At 38.7% G+C, this 19,050-nt stretch carries 17 protein-coding genes and 1 riboswitch; of the genes, 2 read left to right on the top strand and 15 right to left on the bottom strand.

Annotated features, from left to right (window positions below; genetic code table 11):
* Window positions 1-181 precede the first annotated feature (181 nt).
* Together LX92_RS14790 and LX92_RS14785 are read right to left on the bottom strand one after the other, a co-directional pair.
* Window positions 182-4,078, bottom strand: coding sequence for a hybrid sensor histidine kinase/response regulator transcription factor (locus LX92_RS14790; protein ID WP_109652167.1), 3,897 nt, complete (start codon window positions 4,076-4,078; stop codon window positions 182-184).
* A 493-nt stretch (window positions 4,079-4,571) separates the two neighbouring features.
* On the bottom strand, window positions 4,572-4,964 hold the full coding sequence (locus tag LX92_RS14785) for a response regulator (protein ID WP_109652164.1): 393 nt from the start codon (window positions 4,962-4,964) through the stop codon (window positions 4,572-4,574).
* A 440-nt stretch (window positions 4,965-5,404) separates the two neighbouring features.
* On the opposite strand from LX92_RS14785, the gene LX92_RS22460 reads away from it, so the two are divergent.
* Window positions 5,405-5,581: a DUF6747 family protein gene (locus tag LX92_RS22460; protein WP_170117857.1), complete on the top strand. Its 177-nt coding sequence runs from the start codon at window positions 5,405-5,407 to the stop codon at window positions 5,579-5,581.
* Between the two features lie 299 nt (window positions 5,582-5,880).
* Here LX92_RS22460 and LX92_RS14780 read toward each other — a convergent pair whose 3' ends face one another.
* Together LX92_RS14780 and LX92_RS22770 are read right to left on the bottom strand one after the other, a co-directional pair.
* Window positions 5,881-6,282, bottom strand: coding sequence for a PaaI family thioesterase (locus LX92_RS14780; protein ID WP_109652162.1), 402 nt, complete (start codon window positions 6,280-6,282; stop codon window positions 5,881-5,883).
* Between the two features lie 106 nt (window positions 6,283-6,388).
* A complete protein-coding gene (locus LX92_RS22770) occupies window positions 6,389-6,574 on the bottom strand; it encodes a methyltransferase domain-containing protein (RefSeq protein ID WP_244915934.1) in 186 nt (61 codons plus the stop codon).
* A gap of 746 nt (window positions 6,575-7,320) precedes the next feature.
* Here LX92_RS22770 and LX92_RS14770 point away from each other — a divergent pair.
* Window positions 7,321-7,521: a Lacal_2735 family protein gene (locus LX92_RS14770; protein WP_394340348.1), complete on the top strand. Its 201-nt coding sequence runs from the start codon at window positions 7,321-7,323 to the stop codon at window positions 7,519-7,521.
* Window positions 7,522-7,618: 97 nt separating this feature from the next.
* Here LX92_RS14770 and LX92_RS14765 read toward each other — a convergent pair whose 3' ends face one another.
* The 11 genes from LX92_RS14765 to LX92_RS14710 form a co-directional block, all read right to left on the bottom strand.
* Window positions 7,619-8,764 carry a PKD domain-containing protein gene (locus LX92_RS14765; RefSeq protein WP_109652159.1) on the bottom strand — a complete coding sequence of 382 codons (1,146 nt, stop codon included), beginning with the start codon at window positions 8,762-8,764 and terminating at the stop codon, window positions 7,619-7,621.
* Between the two features lie 107 nt (window positions 8,765-8,871).
* A riboswitch (cobalamin riboswitch) is annotated at window positions 8,872-9,076 on the bottom strand.
* 887 nt (window positions 9,077-9,963) lie between these two features.
* Window positions 9,964-10,884 carry a hypothetical protein gene (locus LX92_RS14755; RefSeq protein WP_146197843.1) on the bottom strand — a complete coding sequence of 307 codons (921 nt, stop codon included), beginning with the start codon at window positions 10,882-10,884 and terminating at the stop codon, window positions 9,964-9,966.
* A 16-nt stretch (window positions 10,885-10,900) separates the two neighbouring features.
* Complete coding sequence (locus LX92_RS14750; RefSeq protein WP_109652151.1) at window positions 10,901-11,368, bottom strand: DinB family protein; 468 nt, start codon at window positions 11,366-11,368, stop codon at window positions 10,901-10,903.
* A gap of 279 nt (window positions 11,369-11,647) precedes the next feature.
* Window positions 11,648-12,103 carry a GNAT family N-acetyltransferase gene (locus tag LX92_RS14745; RefSeq protein WP_109652148.1) on the bottom strand — a complete coding sequence of 152 codons (456 nt, stop codon included), beginning with the start codon at window positions 12,101-12,103 and terminating at the stop codon, window positions 11,648-11,650.
* A gap of 177 nt (window positions 12,104-12,280) precedes the next feature.
* Window positions 12,281-13,585 (bottom strand): YHYH protein, encoded by a 1,305-nt coding sequence (locus tag LX92_RS14740; protein ID WP_109652145.1) that lies wholly within the window; start codon window positions 13,583-13,585, stop codon window positions 12,281-12,283.
* Window positions 13,582-14,187 (bottom strand): YbhB/YbcL family Raf kinase inhibitor-like protein, encoded by a 606-nt coding sequence (locus LX92_RS14735; RefSeq protein ID WP_109652142.1) that lies wholly within the window; start codon window positions 14,185-14,187, stop codon window positions 13,582-13,584. Before LX92_RS14735 ends, LX92_RS14740 begins: the two co-directional genes overlap by 4 nt.
* A 39-nt stretch (window positions 14,188-14,226) precedes the next feature.
* Complete coding sequence (locus LX92_RS14730; protein WP_109652139.1) at window positions 14,227-15,243, bottom strand: hypothetical protein; 1,017 nt, start codon at window positions 15,241-15,243, stop codon at window positions 14,227-14,229.
* Between the two features lie 704 nt (window positions 15,244-15,947).
* On the bottom strand, window positions 15,948-16,862 hold the full coding sequence (locus LX92_RS14725) for a homocysteine S-methyltransferase family protein (RefSeq protein WP_109652136.1): 915 nt from the start codon (window positions 16,860-16,862) through the stop codon (window positions 15,948-15,950).
* An 83-nt stretch (window positions 16,863-16,945) separates the two neighbouring features.
* Entirely contained in the window at window positions 16,946-17,293 is a 348-nt protein-coding gene (locus LX92_RS14720; RefSeq protein WP_109652134.1) for a hypothetical protein, read from the bottom strand.
* 395 nt (window positions 17,294-17,688) lie between these two features.
* On the bottom strand, window positions 17,689-18,504 hold the full coding sequence (locus tag LX92_RS14715) for a hypothetical protein (protein ID WP_109652131.1): 816 nt from the start codon (window positions 18,502-18,504) through the stop codon (window positions 17,689-17,691).
* Window positions 18,505-18,537: 33 nt separating this feature from the next.
* Entirely contained in the window at window positions 18,538-18,930 is a 393-nt protein-coding gene (locus tag LX92_RS14710) for a DUF3592 domain-containing protein (RefSeq protein ID WP_109652127.1), read from the bottom strand.
* Between the last annotated feature and the right edge of the window lie 120 nt (window positions 18,931-19,050).

The following is a 19,050-nucleotide window of genomic DNA, read 5'->3' as shown; positions in this document are numbered from 1 at the left end:
TAACCGGTCAGATAAGGTCGGGGAAATACCTATCTGTTAAGGTCGTTGACAAAACTATAGGGATTACAAAAAACGGGTGGGTATAATTGTAGCCGATGTTTGGACTATTCCCTTCGGCAATCTTTTAATTCTTGGAGTATTGTTGCGTGTGGTCTAAAACAAAGCAGTATAACAGGCTGTTTTACTGATTTTTACGTGTTTCACTAGGTGGATACCCAAACGTCTTTGAAAACAATCTCGAAAAGTAGGCGGGATCGTCATATCCGACCTCATAAGCTACTTCCGATACATTCTTTTCGGTGGTTTTTAATAGTTGCCTTGCCTTTTGAAGTTTGACCATTTGTATAAATGCGCTAGTAGACAAATCAGTAAGGGCCTTTAATTTTCGGTGCAGGTTGCTTCGACTAACACCTAAGGCCCTACAAAGTTCCAGAATTCCAAACCCGCTATCACCGATATTTTCCTCGATGATCGTCCGGGCTTTGAGAATGAACGCATCGGTTTCCTTTTTGACCTCGGAATCGTTCTGTTTCCAAAAATCAGGATTTCGATATTTTTTACGCAAAATTTCCCTTTGTTCCAGCAATTTGGCTATTCGGATGGTAAGCTCTTTTTCATCAAAGGGCTTTTCCAAATACGCATCGGCCCCAAGCTTCAATCCTTCCAGTTTCGATTCGGAATCCGATTTTGCAGTAAGCATGATTATGGGAATGTGGTCGGTAATTGGATTGGATTTTATTTCATTACATACCTCAAATCCATCTTTACCAGGCATCATTAAATCTGTTATAACCAAGTCCGGCACAGTTTCAAAAACGTTTTTCACCCCACTATCGCCATTGTGGTCGAAGTTCAGGTGGTACTCATTTCTTAAAATAGATTCCAGATAAGAACAGATATCCAAATTGTCCTCAATAATCTGAACGATCGGAAGAGTGATCGCCATTTCACTACTGTTCGGTCGAAGCTCCCTTCTATCCAGATGAATAGTTTGGTATTCCTTATCAAATAGGATCTGTTCCGTGGCTTTATGTACAATGGGGAGAATCACTTTAAAGCTAGACCCCTGTCCAATCGTACTTTTAGCACTGATTGTACCGTTCATCAGATGTACTAATTCCTTTGTGAAGGACAATCCGATACCCGTGCCCCCCATGTGCCCCTTAACCTGATGGTAACGTTCAAAAACCAATTTTAAATCTTCTTTTGAAATACCGATACCATTATCCTTAACAACAAATTCGGCCTGCAAATCACGATGTGATATCTGTAGGTAAACATCCCCCTTTACAGGTGTATTCTTAATGGCATTCGAAAGAAGATTGGAGAAAATAAATTTAATTTTTTGGGCATCGAAATCCATAAAAAGTGTTTCTACGCTGCTTAGAAAATGCAGGCGTATTTCTTTTGCAGCGGCCAAAGACCCAAATGAACCCAATATATATTTTAGATAAACAATGATATCGCCATGGGCGAGGGTGAGATTCAATTTACCAACATCGAGTTTGGAAAGATCCAAAATCTGGTTTACAAGATCATTCAGCTCATTACTATTCCTGATTATGGTTTTTGCCGAATGGTCGATCTCTTTATTTCTTTTTTTCCGAAGGTTATTGGCCATACCTGAAATAACGGCCAAGGGTGTTTTAAACTCATGGGCCACATTGTTGAAAAAAGTCGTCTTAAAAACATCAAGTTCTTGAAGTCTTCTTTTTTCAGCGATATCGAGATTTCTACGGAGTAAATATTTATGTACACCAAAGAATATGGATAGCAGGAACAAGAAATAACAACAATAGGCCAGCTTTGTTCGCCACCAAGGTGGGGTAATGGTTATTTTCAAACGAAGCCTATCGGTAATGAAATCGAGATCGGGATTCATGGCAACAACTTCGAGTTCGTACTCTCCTGGGGACAGACTATTAAAGGTCACCCCACGTTCACTACCGTTATTTTGCCATGTATCGCTAAGATTGCCGACCCTATATTGGTACTTTGTTTTTTCGGCCAAATGGTAATTAAGGGTTGTATAATTGATGATGAATGAGTTGTGTTCATGATCCAGAATAATTTCATCTTGTTGTGGACTTATTTTTCGTACCGTTTCTTCACTGGCCTGCGGAACCAATTGGGCATGGGTGAAGAAAAAATCGATTTTTGGCTTAACGAAATCCTTAAAAAGTTTGGGGTTGACTACCTCCATTCCGGCATCGGTCCCAAAAAAAAGCAGCCCCTTGGCGTTCTTATAGGCAGAAGACAGTAGGAAATTACTGCTATTCAACCCATCCTCTTGTCCAAAAAAATTAAAGCCCTCCGTTTTATTATCCAATTGAAAGATGCCATTACCAACGGTACTCCCCCAGATATTCCCAAAATCATCTTCTGTCAACGCCATTATTTTTTCATCCTTGAGCCCATCTTTTTTAAGATATCTCTTGACTTCAAAAGTCAAAGGATTTATGGCATTCAGGCCTGCATCGGTACCGACCCAAATAGTTCCATCGGAAGCTTCCAATAGCGATGTGACCAAGCGATGGGAAAGACTTTTTTTATTTCCCGATATGTAATTGATATTACTAAATTGGGGTTCCCCCCCCAATTTTAGTTCTTGAGGATTTTGCAAAACGTACACCCCAGAGTACAAAGAACACAACCAAAGCCTGCCATTAGCATCAACCAATAGATCAATTATCGGAATATCGTTCAACTTTGGCATCTTCTTGGTGTCATAGGTTTCGAATACCCCTGAGTCTTTTCGATAACAAATCAAGTTTCCTATAGAGACCATCCATAAATCACCGCTCGCATCTTCCGCTATAGACCAACCCCCTTTAAAATAGGAGGACGATAATACTTTCACCTTGAAAGAAGTGGTGTCTATCTCATAAAAGCCATTACCGATAGCATAAATATGACCCGAATCGGATACGTGCATGCCATAGATTTTTTTATTAAGGATGCTTTGCACCTGTTTTTCTTCATTGACACTGAATACTCCTTCATTGGCGGCTATCAATAGGGTGCCGTTCACTTGGTTAAATTCCCTGATATCATGCAAATCAGTGCCAATAGGGGGTATATTTTTTGATTGGAAACGATTTGAAAAAGTGGAGATCAGTGCCAACCCCTTGTTAGTCCCGATCCATATATTTTTATGTACATCCTCAAAAAAACTAAGGGCCTGAACGCCTTCCAAATCTTTTTCAAATAAGTTTAGGTAGGAGTGGAATTCAATGGCATCTCTATTTTTATCCACAATGGAAATACCCTTTTCGCCACCGATCCAAATTCTGTTTTCCGAATCCTCAATGATCGGGTTATCAGCAAAACGCAATGAAACCAATGGTTCAAGTTTAAGTTTTCTGGAAATCGTGTAGGTACCATTAGAATTACTGTAGATTGAGAGCATTCCATTTTCCAGACCGAAAATCCGATTCCCAGAATCGATAAAAATATTATTTATCCGTTCTTCGGAATTATCGATAACCTTTTTACAACTGCCCCTTTGGGCATTAAAAGCAAATATGCCCGAGGAAGAAAGAAAGAAAATACCCCCATCGATATTTTTAAAAAGGTCGATGACCTTTCCGCCAAATACCCTTTCAAAACCATTCGTGTCGTTGGTTTTTTTGAAAAGTCCACCATCAGTCGCTACATACAAACTCCCATTTTGGTCGGTAAGCAGTTTGTTGATCGATGTAATCGTATCGTTTTGATGAACAATAGCCAGATGGTCGAATTCATTTTTTGTTATATCATATGAATCAAGACCCCCATAGTCAACCCCTAACCATAATTCATTTTTTGATTTTTTGGCAATCCGTTTCACCCAATTGGCAACCGGACTATTTCTGTCTTCAGGGTTGTGGGTTATACTTTCAAAGGTATAGCCATCAAAACGGTTAAGACCATATTGGGTTGCCAACCAGATGTAGCCTTTATCATCCTGTGAAATATCAGAAATCCAATTATTGGAAAGTCCATCACGGGTATCCCAAACCCTTGGCTTATTCTGGGCTCCTATACCACAGAGGGAAAGCATAAAGAGCACTATACAAATCTTAGTATTAAAACGCATACATTTTTAAGTAGCCATTGTATTCAAAGTTACTATTTTGATTGAAGCAAGATCAGATGTAAGATATTCAATTTAAAGGTAATTAGAAATTAAACCATACTTCGCCCTCTTTGTATGAATTACCATTCCCACTGTTTCAATGGCCATTTACCCAATTTAAATGGTGATCGATTTATTTTACATAGGTTCGGAAACCAGCCTTGATTTTCCTCGCTACCACAAGATGGTATCATGTGGTTGTATGACCGTCTTATTCCAATTAAAAAACCACAGCTGTTGGCCGTGGTTTCTTTTTTTTCTTACACTATACTGATCCCCACTCTTATACTTATTCATAATGGCCACTAGTTGCAAACTAGCGGGAGCGGTTACGTTTTTCATTTTAACCAAAAAGTTCTTCTGTCCGAATCTAAAGCGGTCTATATCCTATATGGAACCATAGGTGTAAAAATGGATGACCTAAGACATCGGAACCTTCGGAATCGTATTTGTATTACGCACTACGGGTTTTTGATGTAAATTGCTTTAGTTTTTCAATCTGCAAAGGTTTGGCAACATAATCCAATACGTATTGGGGATATTGTTCAGCCAACGTCCTATCTTCCTCAGAATTGGAAGAAGTCACTATCATCACATCGATATTCGTTGGGAAATCCTCAAGGACCATGAATTCCAAAAATTCATATCCACTCATCACGGGCATAGAGATATCCAACAAAACCAGTATCGGCTCCGTTTTATTCCCATTGAAACGCAAGTCATCCAAAGCCTCCTCTGGATCGGTAAAAGACTTTGTCCTGTCTTCCAGCCCCAGCCTTCTTATCAATACTTGATGCACCAAGTTCACCATTTCCATATCATCCACTAAATAAATCTCTGCATACATAATTGCCCATTTTTAAATTCATCTACAAAACTAGACTCAATATTAATGTGTGGTTAAGAAATGTTGTGAACTACCAATTTATATGCATAAAATAGGGTATCAAAGTGGTCACCCTTTTTAACAAGGTGATTTAATACCCCATGAATTTATAATTTCACGATATATCACGTCGCGAACCAATCCGTCCCATCCTGAGGCCCTATCATGCTGTTTGGGATGGCACGAACACATCACATATCCATAATCCCATACTTAGGTGGTTGCAGAACATCCCGAGAATTTACTTTTAAACCCGTACGACCTTTTTTGCAATCCCTAGTAAATCACTAGATTTTTCGGGTCTATGTGCAGTTCACTGCCAATTTTCAGCCTTTTGCCGAAAAATTATAAGGAAACCCCAATTACCACCCAATCTTTGAACCACAACAAACAAACATTATATGAAAACAGTTTTACTTTTTAAAGAGATTTATTCAGACCAATTCAGGAGTATAAAAAATTACGTAGTCCGAAATTATTTCAAGGCTTTTACTTGGTTCACCATGGCCATGTTCGCCATGGTATTATACGTATTTTTATTCAGGTTATTTACTGACTTCCCATTCGCCAATTTCTAATTATGCACAGAAAAAAACGAGATGGAAGAGTGTTGCTTATTACTGGCGCTTTATTTATAGGCGCCATACTACTTCTGGTGATTATCATGACCTTTGGGATATAGCGAAGGGGGCATTTTTCCATTTTGATTGGACAAATGCCATGGGCCCATTCGTTTATTCCGGATTAAATGAACCGAAGCGGTTATCTTTTTAACCCATACACAACTTTTGGGAGGGATCCTGCCTGGTCTTATGATTTGGGCTCGGGTGTTCTTGTTCCATTGGGTTATCCTTGAAGAAAGGGTAGCCCAATGAAATCAATCCTCCAGAATGTGTTTTTCCAAAACGAAGCAAACGAATTCCCCTTCAAAGACCTGTTCGTTATTTTGGTTTTCGACCACTACCGATACGGTAACTTTTTTTCCGTTGGAATTATCGGTGATCGTAGCAACGGCAGTGACCTCGTCATGTAAAACAACCGGTTTCAAAAACTTTGAAGTGGCCTTCCCTAAAACTACGGTCGGCTCGTTTACGGCCAACATAGCGGCATAATCCGCCAGACCAAAAACAAAACTACCGTGGGAAAGATGGTAGCTATCAACGATCATTTCTTCGGTAATGGTCAGTTTAACCGTAGCACTATCCGTCCCGATCGATACCACGGAACCGATCAATTTTTCCGATGCCAGTTGATGTGTTTTTTGTTTATTACTTTCCATGTTTTTTTATGCTAATTATATATGTTTATTGCAATTGGTTGTACAATTAATGCGGCTACTTTTTCGCACGCCAAAGATACGCCCAAGCTTTTAATCTGGGTGCTTTCTAACTGTGTTTTGTTCCTCGGTTTTTTTGACTTTTGGAATTTGGAATTTTTAATTTGGCAAGGAAAGCTGTTATTTTTTCTTTGGCTATGTTCAGCATCTCTTGGGGAAAATCCAATCCAATGATCTGCTGGGCCTTTTTTAACAACCATACTGTGTTTTTCCCTGTACCACATCCTAATTCCACGACATTAACGATTCAAAAGTTAGGGTTCGGTTGTAACTAACACTTACACACCTATTCCCTACCCTATTCCCACACTTACATTAAATCGTACGCTAAAAGTATAGTTGCTACGAAGTCACAGACTTCGCAGAGCGGGACAGCTATAACAAATAAATAGTCGTAATGAACAACCAATTGTCAGGTCGAGCGCAGTCGAGACCTATTGAAAAAAACGCTAATGAAACAACCTCTCGACTCCGCTCGAGGGGACGGACAACAATAACTAATAAATAGTTGTAATGAAAAAACAAATGTCAGGTCGAGCGCAGTCGAGACCTATTGAAAAAAACGCCAATGAAACAACCTCTCGACTCCGCTCGAGGGGACAGAAATAATGAATAAATAGTCGTAATGAAAACACAAATGTCGGGTATTTTTCCCTGTACCACACCCTAATTCCAATACATTTGCGATTCAAAAGCCATGGTTCGGTTGTAACTAACACTTACACACCTATTCCCTACCCTATTCCCACACTTACATTAAATCGTACGCTAAAAGTATGGTTGCTACGAAGTCACAGACTTCGCAGAGCGGGAATGATCGGAATATCACATATTAAAAATATGACAAACATAACCCTCTGAAAAACAGACTTATCAACAATTATCAACCTTGTACCTGTTCTTGGAAACAACGCAAATGTTATATTTTGTTTAATGTTTATAATTATTTCTTAAACATTATATATCTTTATAGCATAAACCATGATATCCCTAGGGGCATCCTACCAATACAAAACAATGTTCGGACTATTCAATAAGAAAACGAAGAAAGAAAAACTGCAAGCGCAATACGCTAAGCTCTTGAAAGAGGCCCATAGCCTTTCTACCACCAATCGTAAAATGAGCGATGCCAAAGTATTTGAAGCGGAACAGGTGATGAAACAAATAGAGCGATTACCCTAACCCCTCGTAACCGAGATGCAAGATGGTGGATATAAGCAAAGAAAAGGGCCCACGTAAAACGTGGACCCCATCCCATATTGAACTCTAAGAATAGCCATTAATTAATCATCGAAAGGTCTGAAGCACCTTTGATCTCCGTTGAGACTTCACCAAGCCAACCCGCATTTTCCTGTACCCCGGAGTACACCTTTACAAAATCGATTCCTTTTAAATCCACTACATTCCCATCCGCATCTACGGCCCAATCAATTTCCATGGCATTTCCGCCATAGATACTATACTCCGCATCAAAATTGTCTACATACCCCCATTCCAAGGCGTCTATAGAAACAAAACCACTTGAATTTATCGTAGGATACACCCTGGTACCGTTAAAGGTTACCTGCTCTTGCTCTTCAATAAAAAGCGGATAGTAGTTCTGCGCATGGTAAGAACTGACCAATACACTTCCGCTAGTATCGCGGTTATCGACCCATGCTACATCGGCATGCTCGCCGGGATTGGTATACGTAGTCGCATAATCCAGCAAAGTGGTTTCAGCTTCATGGACACTACCTGCCAGTTCATACCAAGCATCATCAGGTAACCCATTCCCGTTTTCATCAAAGGAAACCTTTACGATACCGGGTTCTGAAAGTCCGTTCATCGCATTGCCATACACTACGAAATCCTTGGCTTCAGCCTGGTTTTCAATGGTATGGTCAAAGGTAAAAACCACGTAGCCGCCCCAAGCTCCCAAGGAAAGAAGGTCGGATTTTCCACCGACTATTTTCGCGGCAGCTTCCATGGTACCATAGGTATCATTGATAAACTGTCCCGGTGCGGGTTTGTATTCTATTATTTCTGAAATATATAAACTACTGCTTTCCGTTTTTGGACGAAAGTACAACTCATACGGATCATTTACGGTCAGCTGATAGGCCCTAAAGAGGGAATCGTTATCCGCCTTTGCGTTGAATTCAAGTGCGAAGGTCCCTGCTTCCCCAAGGACATACTCCAGGTTTTTAGTGGTGGAGATTACGGTTTCACCCAATACCCAGCTAAAACCAGTATTTAAAGGAATATTCTGTATTTCATGATCGATCACCAACGTATCGCCCAAGGTGAACTCATATTCCGACTGATAATCGGCAATGGTAAAGGACATAGGTACGATCTCTTCTTCATCGTCGTCGCTACAGGATGAAAAAAAGAGGATACCCGCCAAGAGGGTCAATACTTTAAAAGTTGATGTTCGTTGCATTTGAATTGTATTAAGGTTAATAATTTGAATTAACTTATTTACAAAACAAAACAATGGGGATATGGTCAGAATAGAAAATCTACCCAAAGCTATAACTCCCGAAAGCTCTGTCTATGTGAATTGCGGCAGGTCTTCTGACTCATCCCTCTTTTTAACCCTTCCCATCCCAAAGGACAGTGGTTTGTCAAAAAGATTTTTTCCGGAACAACCGGAAGGGATTTACAGCAGCGGGAACTGTTCAGGATTTACACCTGATTCCCTTTTAATACCATTCTTTTAAAAGAATATGTAACCGAAAATCGGGTCAAAATTATGATAAATTTTTAAAGTGAAAGAATTCTTTTTTAAATTTTTTGAACGGAATCGTTGTTATAATCGCACATGGATTCCCAACACATTAATACACATATATCTACGCCCCTATTCCCAAATAACCAATGGAAGAAAAAAAGGTTTATTTTGATTTATAGTGCTGGAATACGCTTTTTTTTTTAGAGAGGTATTGTTATCGATTGGTTTCATTCCGCTTTTTTTCTGTACTTAAAAATCATTAATGTAATGATATAGATTATTACTATTCCAAAGGGAATTGCAATGAATCTGTATTCAGGAAGCAGGTACCATAGTAAAAGCACCAAGATTGTCCTTGTCAGCGTAGTGCTTGGCGCTACGAAGTCACAGACTTCGCAGAGCGGAGTTTTTTTCACGGCCTGTATCGAATATTGGTATTCTGTTTTTGTTAAGCTCAGCTGTGCGAAGTTTGCAACTTCGCTTCATAACATTAGGCTGCGCTATTTCACTCTTGTCACTTACTCAATACGCTACGAAGTCACAGACTCCGCAGAGCGTGTTTATTGTCAATCGTTTAAAGTTACAGACTTGGTAGTGCTTGGCGCTACGAAGTCACAGACTTCGCAGAGCGGTGAATATATCCTCCCGATTTTTGGAATATTATAGAGTTCTTTTCACGGCCTGTATCGAATATTGGTATTCTGTTTTTGTTAAGCTCAGCTGTGCGAAGTTTGCAACTTCACTCCATAACATTAGGCTGCGCTATTTCACTCTTGTCACTTACTCAATACGGTTTGAAGTCACAGACTCCGCAGAGCGTGTTTATTGTCAATCGTTTAAAGTTACAGACTTGGTAGTGCTTGGCGCTACGAAGTCACAGACTTCGCAGAGCGGAGTTTATATAACCGTTATTTATATTTCCAGTTAATCAAAATATCAGCGATTTCCTTTCCCACCTCCTTTTCCAAACGAGTTGACAATTCGAAATCGGAAAGTATCTCGGTTTTGCTCAAATCCGTGTCAATCAAAAAATGGAGAAACTTGGGTAAAATATCACTTTTGCCAGCATCAATGATGGATTTTGCGTTTTGATACAGTTGCATTTGATACCATTCATAGTTTTGTGGGGTTAGTTCTTGAACATATTTTTCCTCAAAGTCCTTGAGTGTTTTAAACTCAGCCATTCCATCCCCAGATTGAATTACAAATTCCGGATAGGTATCCATTAATCCATAAGAAGAAACGGATTCCTTTTTTATAAAGGCATACATACCCATTGTGGCAAATAATTCCTGTAACCACTTTCTTTGTGGCTTGGTTCCTTCCTTAAAATGATAAAGATGGACTAATTCATGAATGGATAAGGTCTCACGGTAAAATAGGTCTAAATCGATATCCGCTCCGTAAATGGGTTTTAATGAAGCCCAATATTGTTGAGGTAACTGAGTAATCATTTTTTCTACTTCCTGGGAAACAACCGACTTATCCAATCCTAGTATTACATTTCCATTCCCGGCTTGGGGTAAACCAGGTGGCGGAAAATAGGCATGTTTACCCCACGCTTTATTTTCAATGAATAGGACGGCGAAGTCCAATTCTGTTTGAAAAATCCTATCAAAATACAGTTTGGATCTGTTTAAGTTGTTCAGCGTTGCTGCTGTGTTTTTTATTGCATCATTTGAAGTCAAGGTTTTAAAGGAATAATCTGTTTTCAATTCTGTTAATCCTCTATGAACCGAAGTGTCTATCCAAGACTCCTGACCCTGCATTTGGAGCGTTGAACAACATATTAAAATGGCAATCAGATTCGTAAAGGTTGATTTTTTCATAGTGTCGTTTTTATTTTCAGTCCCATATTTGGGGGCGATCGATTCCCATTGCTCTTAAATAGGATAGGAATTGCCCTGCGTGAACAGATTCGTGATATGCAATCCGTAATAAATATTTTCCGAGGATTTTCTTTTCCCCATTGCCTGGGTGAATGACCTTAGTTTCGTTTAATTCCTTATCAGAAAATTGTCCGACACTTTCCATAAATATTTTTCTATGTGGTTCGGCAAATTCAAGTTCATCGGTAACACTTACGAATGGACGATTTTTCCAAGGTATTGCATAATCTGTCATATTTCCTTGGTTAATGATAATGTTCCATCCATAATCGGCTTCCAAAACATGTCTTATCATTTCAATGGCACTCATTGCATTTTTGTCCGGTTTCCAATTGTAATGGTTTTCAGGAAGTCCATTCCATAGTTTTATACTTTTTTCCCTAATTTCATTAAGATTCAAAATTATGAGTTCGGTTTGGGTCATTTTCAATTGGTTCGAGAGGGTTGCTTTTCTTTATACAAACAGCGCGTCTTGTTGGTATACGATGATTTTAAATTATTGATTATAAATATAATAGATTATTAATAAATTAACAGGGATGATGATTACATGGATTTTGTTTACGGAAAAAAGCTTTGTAAGAATACTGTTTCGTATGTTTTCAGAGTAGGAAAACTAAAGCACAAGATAAGCTCCTTAAAGGGACCTAAATGTATCCGTATAAGTGGATCGATGGATTATAAAACAATTATTTTGTTGGTTTTAGATTTCTCTATTTAGGTAAACATTCGGATTAAATTTTTCCATATAGATTTCTGGTTTGGGAAGTTTTGTGAATCCATATTTTTCATAAAGCCATTCCGCTGTACTTGTCAATAAAATCCACCGTCTTAAATCTTGTAATTCTTTATGTTCCATAATTGTCTCCATAAGCCATTTACTTAATCCAAGACCTCGATATTCTTTCAAAATAAAAATATCCCCCAAATATGCGATAGTGGAAAAATCTGAAATCACTCTTGCATATCCAATTAGTTTGTTCTCAAGATAAATTCCGAAATTCAGTGAATTGTTTATCGATTTTTCCACCTTTTCATAGGATATTCCGTCACTCCAACCAGACTCGTTCGTCAAAAAATCGTGAATCAATGAAACATCCAACTTTTTTTTGTCGGTTGAAATCATATATTCATTTTTATGTTTTTCTATAATTTCCAAATCAAATTCTGTTTTTCAAATTAATGCCAATGTATCAGGTATAGTGCACGTTACGGGGAAATCTGCCACTATATTTTCACTGTTTTGTCAAATCTTAAATGACATGGGTTAGTATGATTGGTTAGGTGACCCAACTCCTAATTTAGTAAATACACTCCAATTATACTGTCTCTGGTTTTATTCCCTATTATATGTCGAATTCGTAATTGTTCCGTCTGGGTTTATAAATTCGTAGTTATATTTTCCGTTGTTATCCCATCCATAATTTATCGTATAAATGGATGATTCAACTTCATATGTTAAGCTATATTGGTTGGGTTCAAGGTTCTTGAAACCAATAATTTTAGCACCACGCAATGGTCTTAAATCAGGTCGAACCCCTCTTGTTTTTGCTTGTGGCATTATTTCATTTTCCGGTGCTTTGGTTCTTGGATTGAATTCTACTTTCCCTTTCATAGCTGCAATGAGATACGGAAATTCCTTAACTGCGTGATATTGATAGGTACTGTCTGAAGTAAAACGTCCAAGATTCTCGTCTAAAGCCTCTTTCGTTTCTCCGTAAACTGGAAAACCATCCAAGGCATACGCTATGGGTTTGTCCCTTCCTACTTTAGACTGCAAATGCGTAGGTGGTAAATGATAATGATAGTCATCCGCCCTACCACAATGTCCGCCCCATTGGTCTAATTCCCCAATGGCGTTGGCATCTTCACCACGATTGTTCAACGGATTAAAAATCGGTATGCCATTCGCAGCAATGGCAATGGCTCCTTTCATAAAATTATCTTTGGTCGATAGCGGGTTTTCAGCCAATTCAGGTTGCAAAGGAATTGCCCAAGCATTAGGACCTGAATAATCGTGATTAATGGGAACCTGTTGTTGCCAATTGGTTATGCCTGTCATCATTTCGTGTTCGGGCAAACCATCTGATTCTATGTAGAAATATTTGTTATCGAAGCGGGTCGTCACTTTATCAAAGACTCCAAATACGGATTCTAAAAATGAAATGCTATTGGTAGCCATTTTAATTCCTTTTGATGAACTATTGGTTTTACATCCCATAATAACAAAAGCAAGTCCGATTGAACTAAAAGCCAGGATTTTGGAAGAACCTTTTTGCCTATACCTGAAGAGTGAAAAAAGTAACAAAACAACACCAAAAATAATGAAAAGGTTAGCATAGATTATTGAAAATAATGGATACGCTGTTTCTGAACCGTTTTTATCGCCAATCCAAGTTGCCTTATTCAAAATATAGTGTTGCTCTTCACTTGTGAAGTTTGAAATATTGAAGAATACAATCTTGTGTTTCTCATTCATAAGATACACCGTTTCGTCAATTTTTTCAATGAATTCCGCCTTTAGGTTCATTTCACTATTTGTAAAATGCCAAACTTTAATTGGGGAACCGTGTCCACCCTCGTGAGCAGAAACTCCAAAGGATAAAAACAGAACTGTTAATAGGGTTACAATGTTTTTCATAAATTGGAATCCAAAAACGTCAAGGTGGTTCTATCAATGACGATATCATCAGATATGGCTTTCATAAATGTATTTAAATCAACATCAAGAGCATTGGATTCAGGAAGTGATTTTGGTGTTTCTGACAATGCAAATAAAGCAATGGTATACCTATGTTTTCCCGGTCCCCGAGAACAAGGTGAGGTATAGGAAATGGCTGTTCCATCTTTATTGGACCCCATATACCAGTTGGGGTTGTTCGCCATTTTATACGGAATTTCGGAAACCGATGGTTTGATGCCCCATAATAGCAAGTATGAATTTATTTCTGATTTATCATCCTTATGGGGATAGTGATACATGACTATAGCCAAAGATTTTGTGCCTTCAGGGACGTTAGTCCAAGATAGTGGGATAGAATTTTCCACATCAGCTACTTTTTCTTCACATTTAAAAGCTTCCAATAATTTTCCATCGGCTACCGCTTTACTATTCAATTTAAAATCGGGATGGATGGTTTTAAAATCATCGTACATGTAAATTGAAGCCTCTTTGTTACGGGCACAAGAATTCCCCAAAAACAAAAGCAACAGGGTAATACCGAGGATTGAACTATTTTTCATTTTGTGATGGTTTCTTTTTGTTACGAGCTAATTGCTTTATTATTTAACGGTATAACGGACTAAAACTTCATTATCCAAAACGACATTGGTAGACCAAATAAACTCGGCATCATTTTCAGCATCATCAAAAATGGAAGTAAAGTTGGTGTACGAAGGCTTGTTATCCACACCAATGGTCTGGTTGGTATACGTGGTTGCCTTCGGCCAATTAGCATCATTGAAATCAGTCATCATCCAATCGGTAGGAGTTTCCCAATGCAAGGCATAGAACGACGTACCATCTTGCCCTCCATCGGTATCGCAATTTTTGGAATAGCGATAGTTACCATCTTCGGATACACAACTTAAATCTTTGATCGGGGCTGTGTAAAATGTCTGTGCTTTCCAATTTTCATTCGTTGTTGCGATAATAGTATTTGCTGCATCTTTAATTACAGCCACCATTCCGCCATCTCCTGCGTGAAACGATTTACCTCTATTCGCTTCGCAACCCACACCAAGGTGTTCTTCCCAATCCACCAATTTCATGGCGATGGTAAATGGCTTTTGGGCTTTAAACTTTACGATACTGGAATTAAATTGTGTAAAAGGTACTTTGTCTTTACCCACAGCTACCCCATTCACATACATTTCAAAATAGTTATCCGCAAATATATAGGCTGTAAAAACCTCGCCATCTGCGTCAATTTCCATTATGTTGGCATCATCAAAATGGGATAGTGCTTCTTTTACTGTTGCATAATTCTTCCCTTCGCAGGAATTGAATAAATCTGCAGAAAATGGAAAGTCATTATCCGTATAATTTGTTTGAGCAGGCACGGTCCATTTTTTGCCATCGGTAGAGGTAATCTCTCCAACATCAGTCTTTCGACCACGCTCACAAGCATAAATATCTTCAGTTATCGTGGTGGCTATGCCTTGGGTTACACTTGCTGTACCATTGTAGGGTATGTTCTCGGCACTATGTGCTATTTCTTTTGGATTGGATTTCGGTTTATTTTCTTTACAACCAACGATTAATAGTATAATCAGTAGTAAATTAAGTGTGTTTTTCATTTTTTATGCTTTGTTTTTATAGTACCGACAACCTATTTATATAGATGCAAAAGTACATTTTTATCTACCCCAAACAGGGTGAAAAAGACTATTAATAAATCGAATTTGGATACTACCGTCATTTGATGTCCCTCTTTTTGTATCACCCTATAAAGAACGAAAAAACGCTAGGATGACATTCTTTTTAAAGTCCGAGTGTCATTCCGAATAAGGCACAAAGCGGAATCGCATCAAGATATGGGTATGGCTCGTTCCTCACGCTGTCGAAATGTCAAGGGTTTATATGCTATGGATGCCTTCCTGTTTCCTTAATGGAAATACCTTTATCAAAATAGTTGCTACTTGACTTGTTAATCCAAGATGCAACTGACTCCCTAAAACAATGGTGCACCGTGCTCTTTTTGAATGTTCTTTTCTTTTTTGCATTGCCAAAAAAAGAAACACATAACGCTAGGCTGATTTTTCCTTTCTTGAAATCTACGGAATTTCCACTACCACAGCGTCCAGGCCGCTTTCACTAGCGTATAATGCTCTATGGACGCCTTCCTTGTCCCCCTATGGAAATCCCTTGATTTGCTACGAAAATAAAAATAGGTCGGAAAACTTTTTAAAGTCCGAGTGTCATTCCGAATAAGGCACAAAGCGGAATCGCATCAAGATATGGGTATGGCTCGTTCCTCACGTTGTCGAAATGACATATTTCTCTAATTCTTTGTCAAATACTCCAAATGTCTTTGGTCCGTGCCACAACAGCCACCCAATATCTGTATTCCAAATTCACGGTTCAACCGCAACATAACGTCTCCCCAATCCACTACATTATCCACGTGTAGGCAATCCGAATTTTCCAGGTCACAATGATCCAACGCCGATGCATTCCCTAAAAAAGCGATCAACCTATCATACATTTCCTTAGGTTGACCCTCCGCACATAAAAAAGAAGGATGCGCACAATTAACCCCATATCCCAGGGGAATCGTATCGACCGTAGTATCGATCAGCTGCATGGCATCCCATAAAGGCGTGCCGTCCAGAATTTTCCCGTTTCTCCCAATCACAAAACTGATGATATAATCCAGGTCCAGTTTCGATGTAGCAGTGGCTATTCCCAACGCCTCTTGAACATTGGGAACCGTTTCGGCTATTATAAAATCCGCACCCCCTTTTTGCAATTCCGATAGCTGCCAAGTATGAAATTCTTCCGCCTCTTCTTTTGAAAGTCCATCACCAGGCGTATAACAATCATTTTTGGGGCCCACGGTTCCGCCAATCAGTATTTTTTCACTAAAATCACCGGCATTATCCCGAAGCTTTTTCATAAACGTTACGGCATCGCTATTAACGGACTCCTTTATGCCCGACTTTCGTACATTTTCCTTATTGGCCCGCCATGTAGGGGTGCACATGATGTAGGGTACATCCTTTTTTTGGGCAATTTTAATGTAGGAATCAAAAATCGAGCTAAGTTCATGCGATCCCTCGGTATCGTATATCAGTTGCGAATGGATAAGATCAGGGTGAAAGGATACCTTCCCACCACGACGTAAAATCTCAATGACCGCCCCCTCCATTAAAATAAAGTCGTTGGTCGCAAGGGTATTTTTAATCTGGTGTGTCATGGGCTTGGGTTTTAATATTTTATGATCCCAACAAGATTACACGGAAATGATATTCGCGCCCGTGGAGTTAATCGTCCAGTTTTTTAGGAAGGAATTTTAAGCCATTTTTTAGCTTTGACCAAATTTGGGAATACCTCGATTGTAATGCCAAAACGATTTAAATTAATCATTATAAAGTTGTTGACATCCTTAGGAGGCCATATAACAGCGTATTTTGTACCGGCATTAAGAAATTTTTGCGCTGCTATTACCAGTTCATACCTAATTTCATACGAAATATCGGTGTTCTCTAGATAAGAGCCATCTATGATAACCTTATCTTCAACTTCCGATCCTATTTTTATTAATGTTTCCAAAAAGGCATCTAAAGCAAAACTTCCGTTTACATCAACATACAGGAAATCCGATTCTTTCGTGAATTTTGTATACATACTATTAAAATGTTCCCAATAATCGGTATATATATGTTAACCGGAATTGTTACTAATTGTATTTTCAGGGAGTAAAATTAATCATTTTCAATGAATCCAATTGGGAATATCCTATTTGTAAAAAGTTGATTATCAGATGAAATCCCAAAGTGAAAATCGATGTGTTTTAAAATTTGAAAATCACAACAATTGCCAGTATTATAGAACCAATAATGGTCATCCTTAATGGAAACCGAATCAACCATAGATTTGAATCGATGGTAATTTCATATCCACTTTTATTTCTTTCATAGATTATAGGAATATGCTTTCCAATAAAGCAACTATTGTCACCCTATTTTTTCATTTCCAAAACTCCCACCATTTCTTTGTGATGCGAACTTCTGGTTTGGCACTTATAACAACCTTAGTTTTTTCGATAGGCTCTGGCTGTGGGGTTTTCCTTTTGGTTTATCTATATTCGCTTTTTTTCGTTTCGGTTTTTTCGCTATTGGAAAGTTCATTTGAAGACCACTTAGTTCCTTAGGGAAAAATAGTATCCTAAAATTCCCCGTACTGGTATCTATTCTAGGGGCATATTGTTTTTGGTCGGCACCCAGATAAACCTTGTCGTCCAGATAGGGCTGTACGGTCCAATCCCCATTGATCTTGGAGACAGATTGTGCAATGTAATTCTGGTAGTCCCTTTCTTTTTCCTCTTTCGCCTTTGGTACGGTAATAACATCGTTTTTGGTAAGGAGTGGACTTTGCATATCAAAATGTCCCTTCATCATGATATCAAAGTACCATTCGTCTGTTAGCGCTACCGCCTGCATCGTAAACCGTTCCACAAAACTTAACATCTCATTTCCGGTACTGCTTTTGGAGTCCAACAAAAACCTCACTCCGGTAGATTTCGTCCAATGTGCCTGTTCCTCGGTAAAACCATTGTCGGAGGCGGCATAAAAAGCAATTACATATTCTACCTTATCATTTACGATGTTGTCTTCATGGGCCAATGGACGATCCAGAAGATTCCCTGGAATCAATGAAATAAGGGTTCGAAAATATTTTTTATCCTTGTTAAACCCAATTCCGGAAGATTGTACCTGTGGGGCCGCTGCAACCCCTTGTCGTATGATGGTTCCCGTTTTATAAAACTTCATATACAGCAGGGAATCGTCATTTCGTTTGATTGAAAATACGATTAGTTCAACTTCTTTTATCTCCATATCTATACTGTTTGGATTGCTATCAGGAATGGGCTACATACTCGCTATTCCTACCAAAGCGGATAACAGCCCGATGATCAGGAAGAAAATAAAACTTTTGATGTAATGGCCAGAAGACCTCAATGTGGCGATTTCAGGGGCATTTTTCCGTACCATGATGGCAATGGTTTCACCCTTCATGGATTGGGTCTTGAACAAATGCTTTTGTTCATCACTTATTTCCGTATTGGTATATTCCTTACCATCAATTTCATATTTGTATGTGATTTCGGCCATGGCTACTTTTCTTCGAATGCCTTGCTCCTTATATCCAGCCTGGGTAACCGTTCCTTTCATTTTAATACCGGTGATAAAGAGTAGGTACTTTCTAAAATTTATGCCGCCCCAGACGAGCATTGCGATCCCTAACAATAATGGTAAAATCATGCGATACTATTTTGATATCTATTGGCTTTCAATGCAAAAGCCACTTTTATATAACGCTTAATAAACCACTATTTGTATACAACCAAGGATCCTTTTGGTCTGATTCTTATTAGCGGGAGT

Source organism: Maribacter polysiphoniae, assembly GCF_003148665.1.
Taxonomy (GTDB): Bacteria; Bacteroidota; Bacteroidia; order Flavobacteriales; family Flavobacteriaceae; genus Maribacter_A; species Maribacter_A polysiphoniae.
This window is presented reverse-complemented; position numbering and strand designations above follow the sequence as displayed.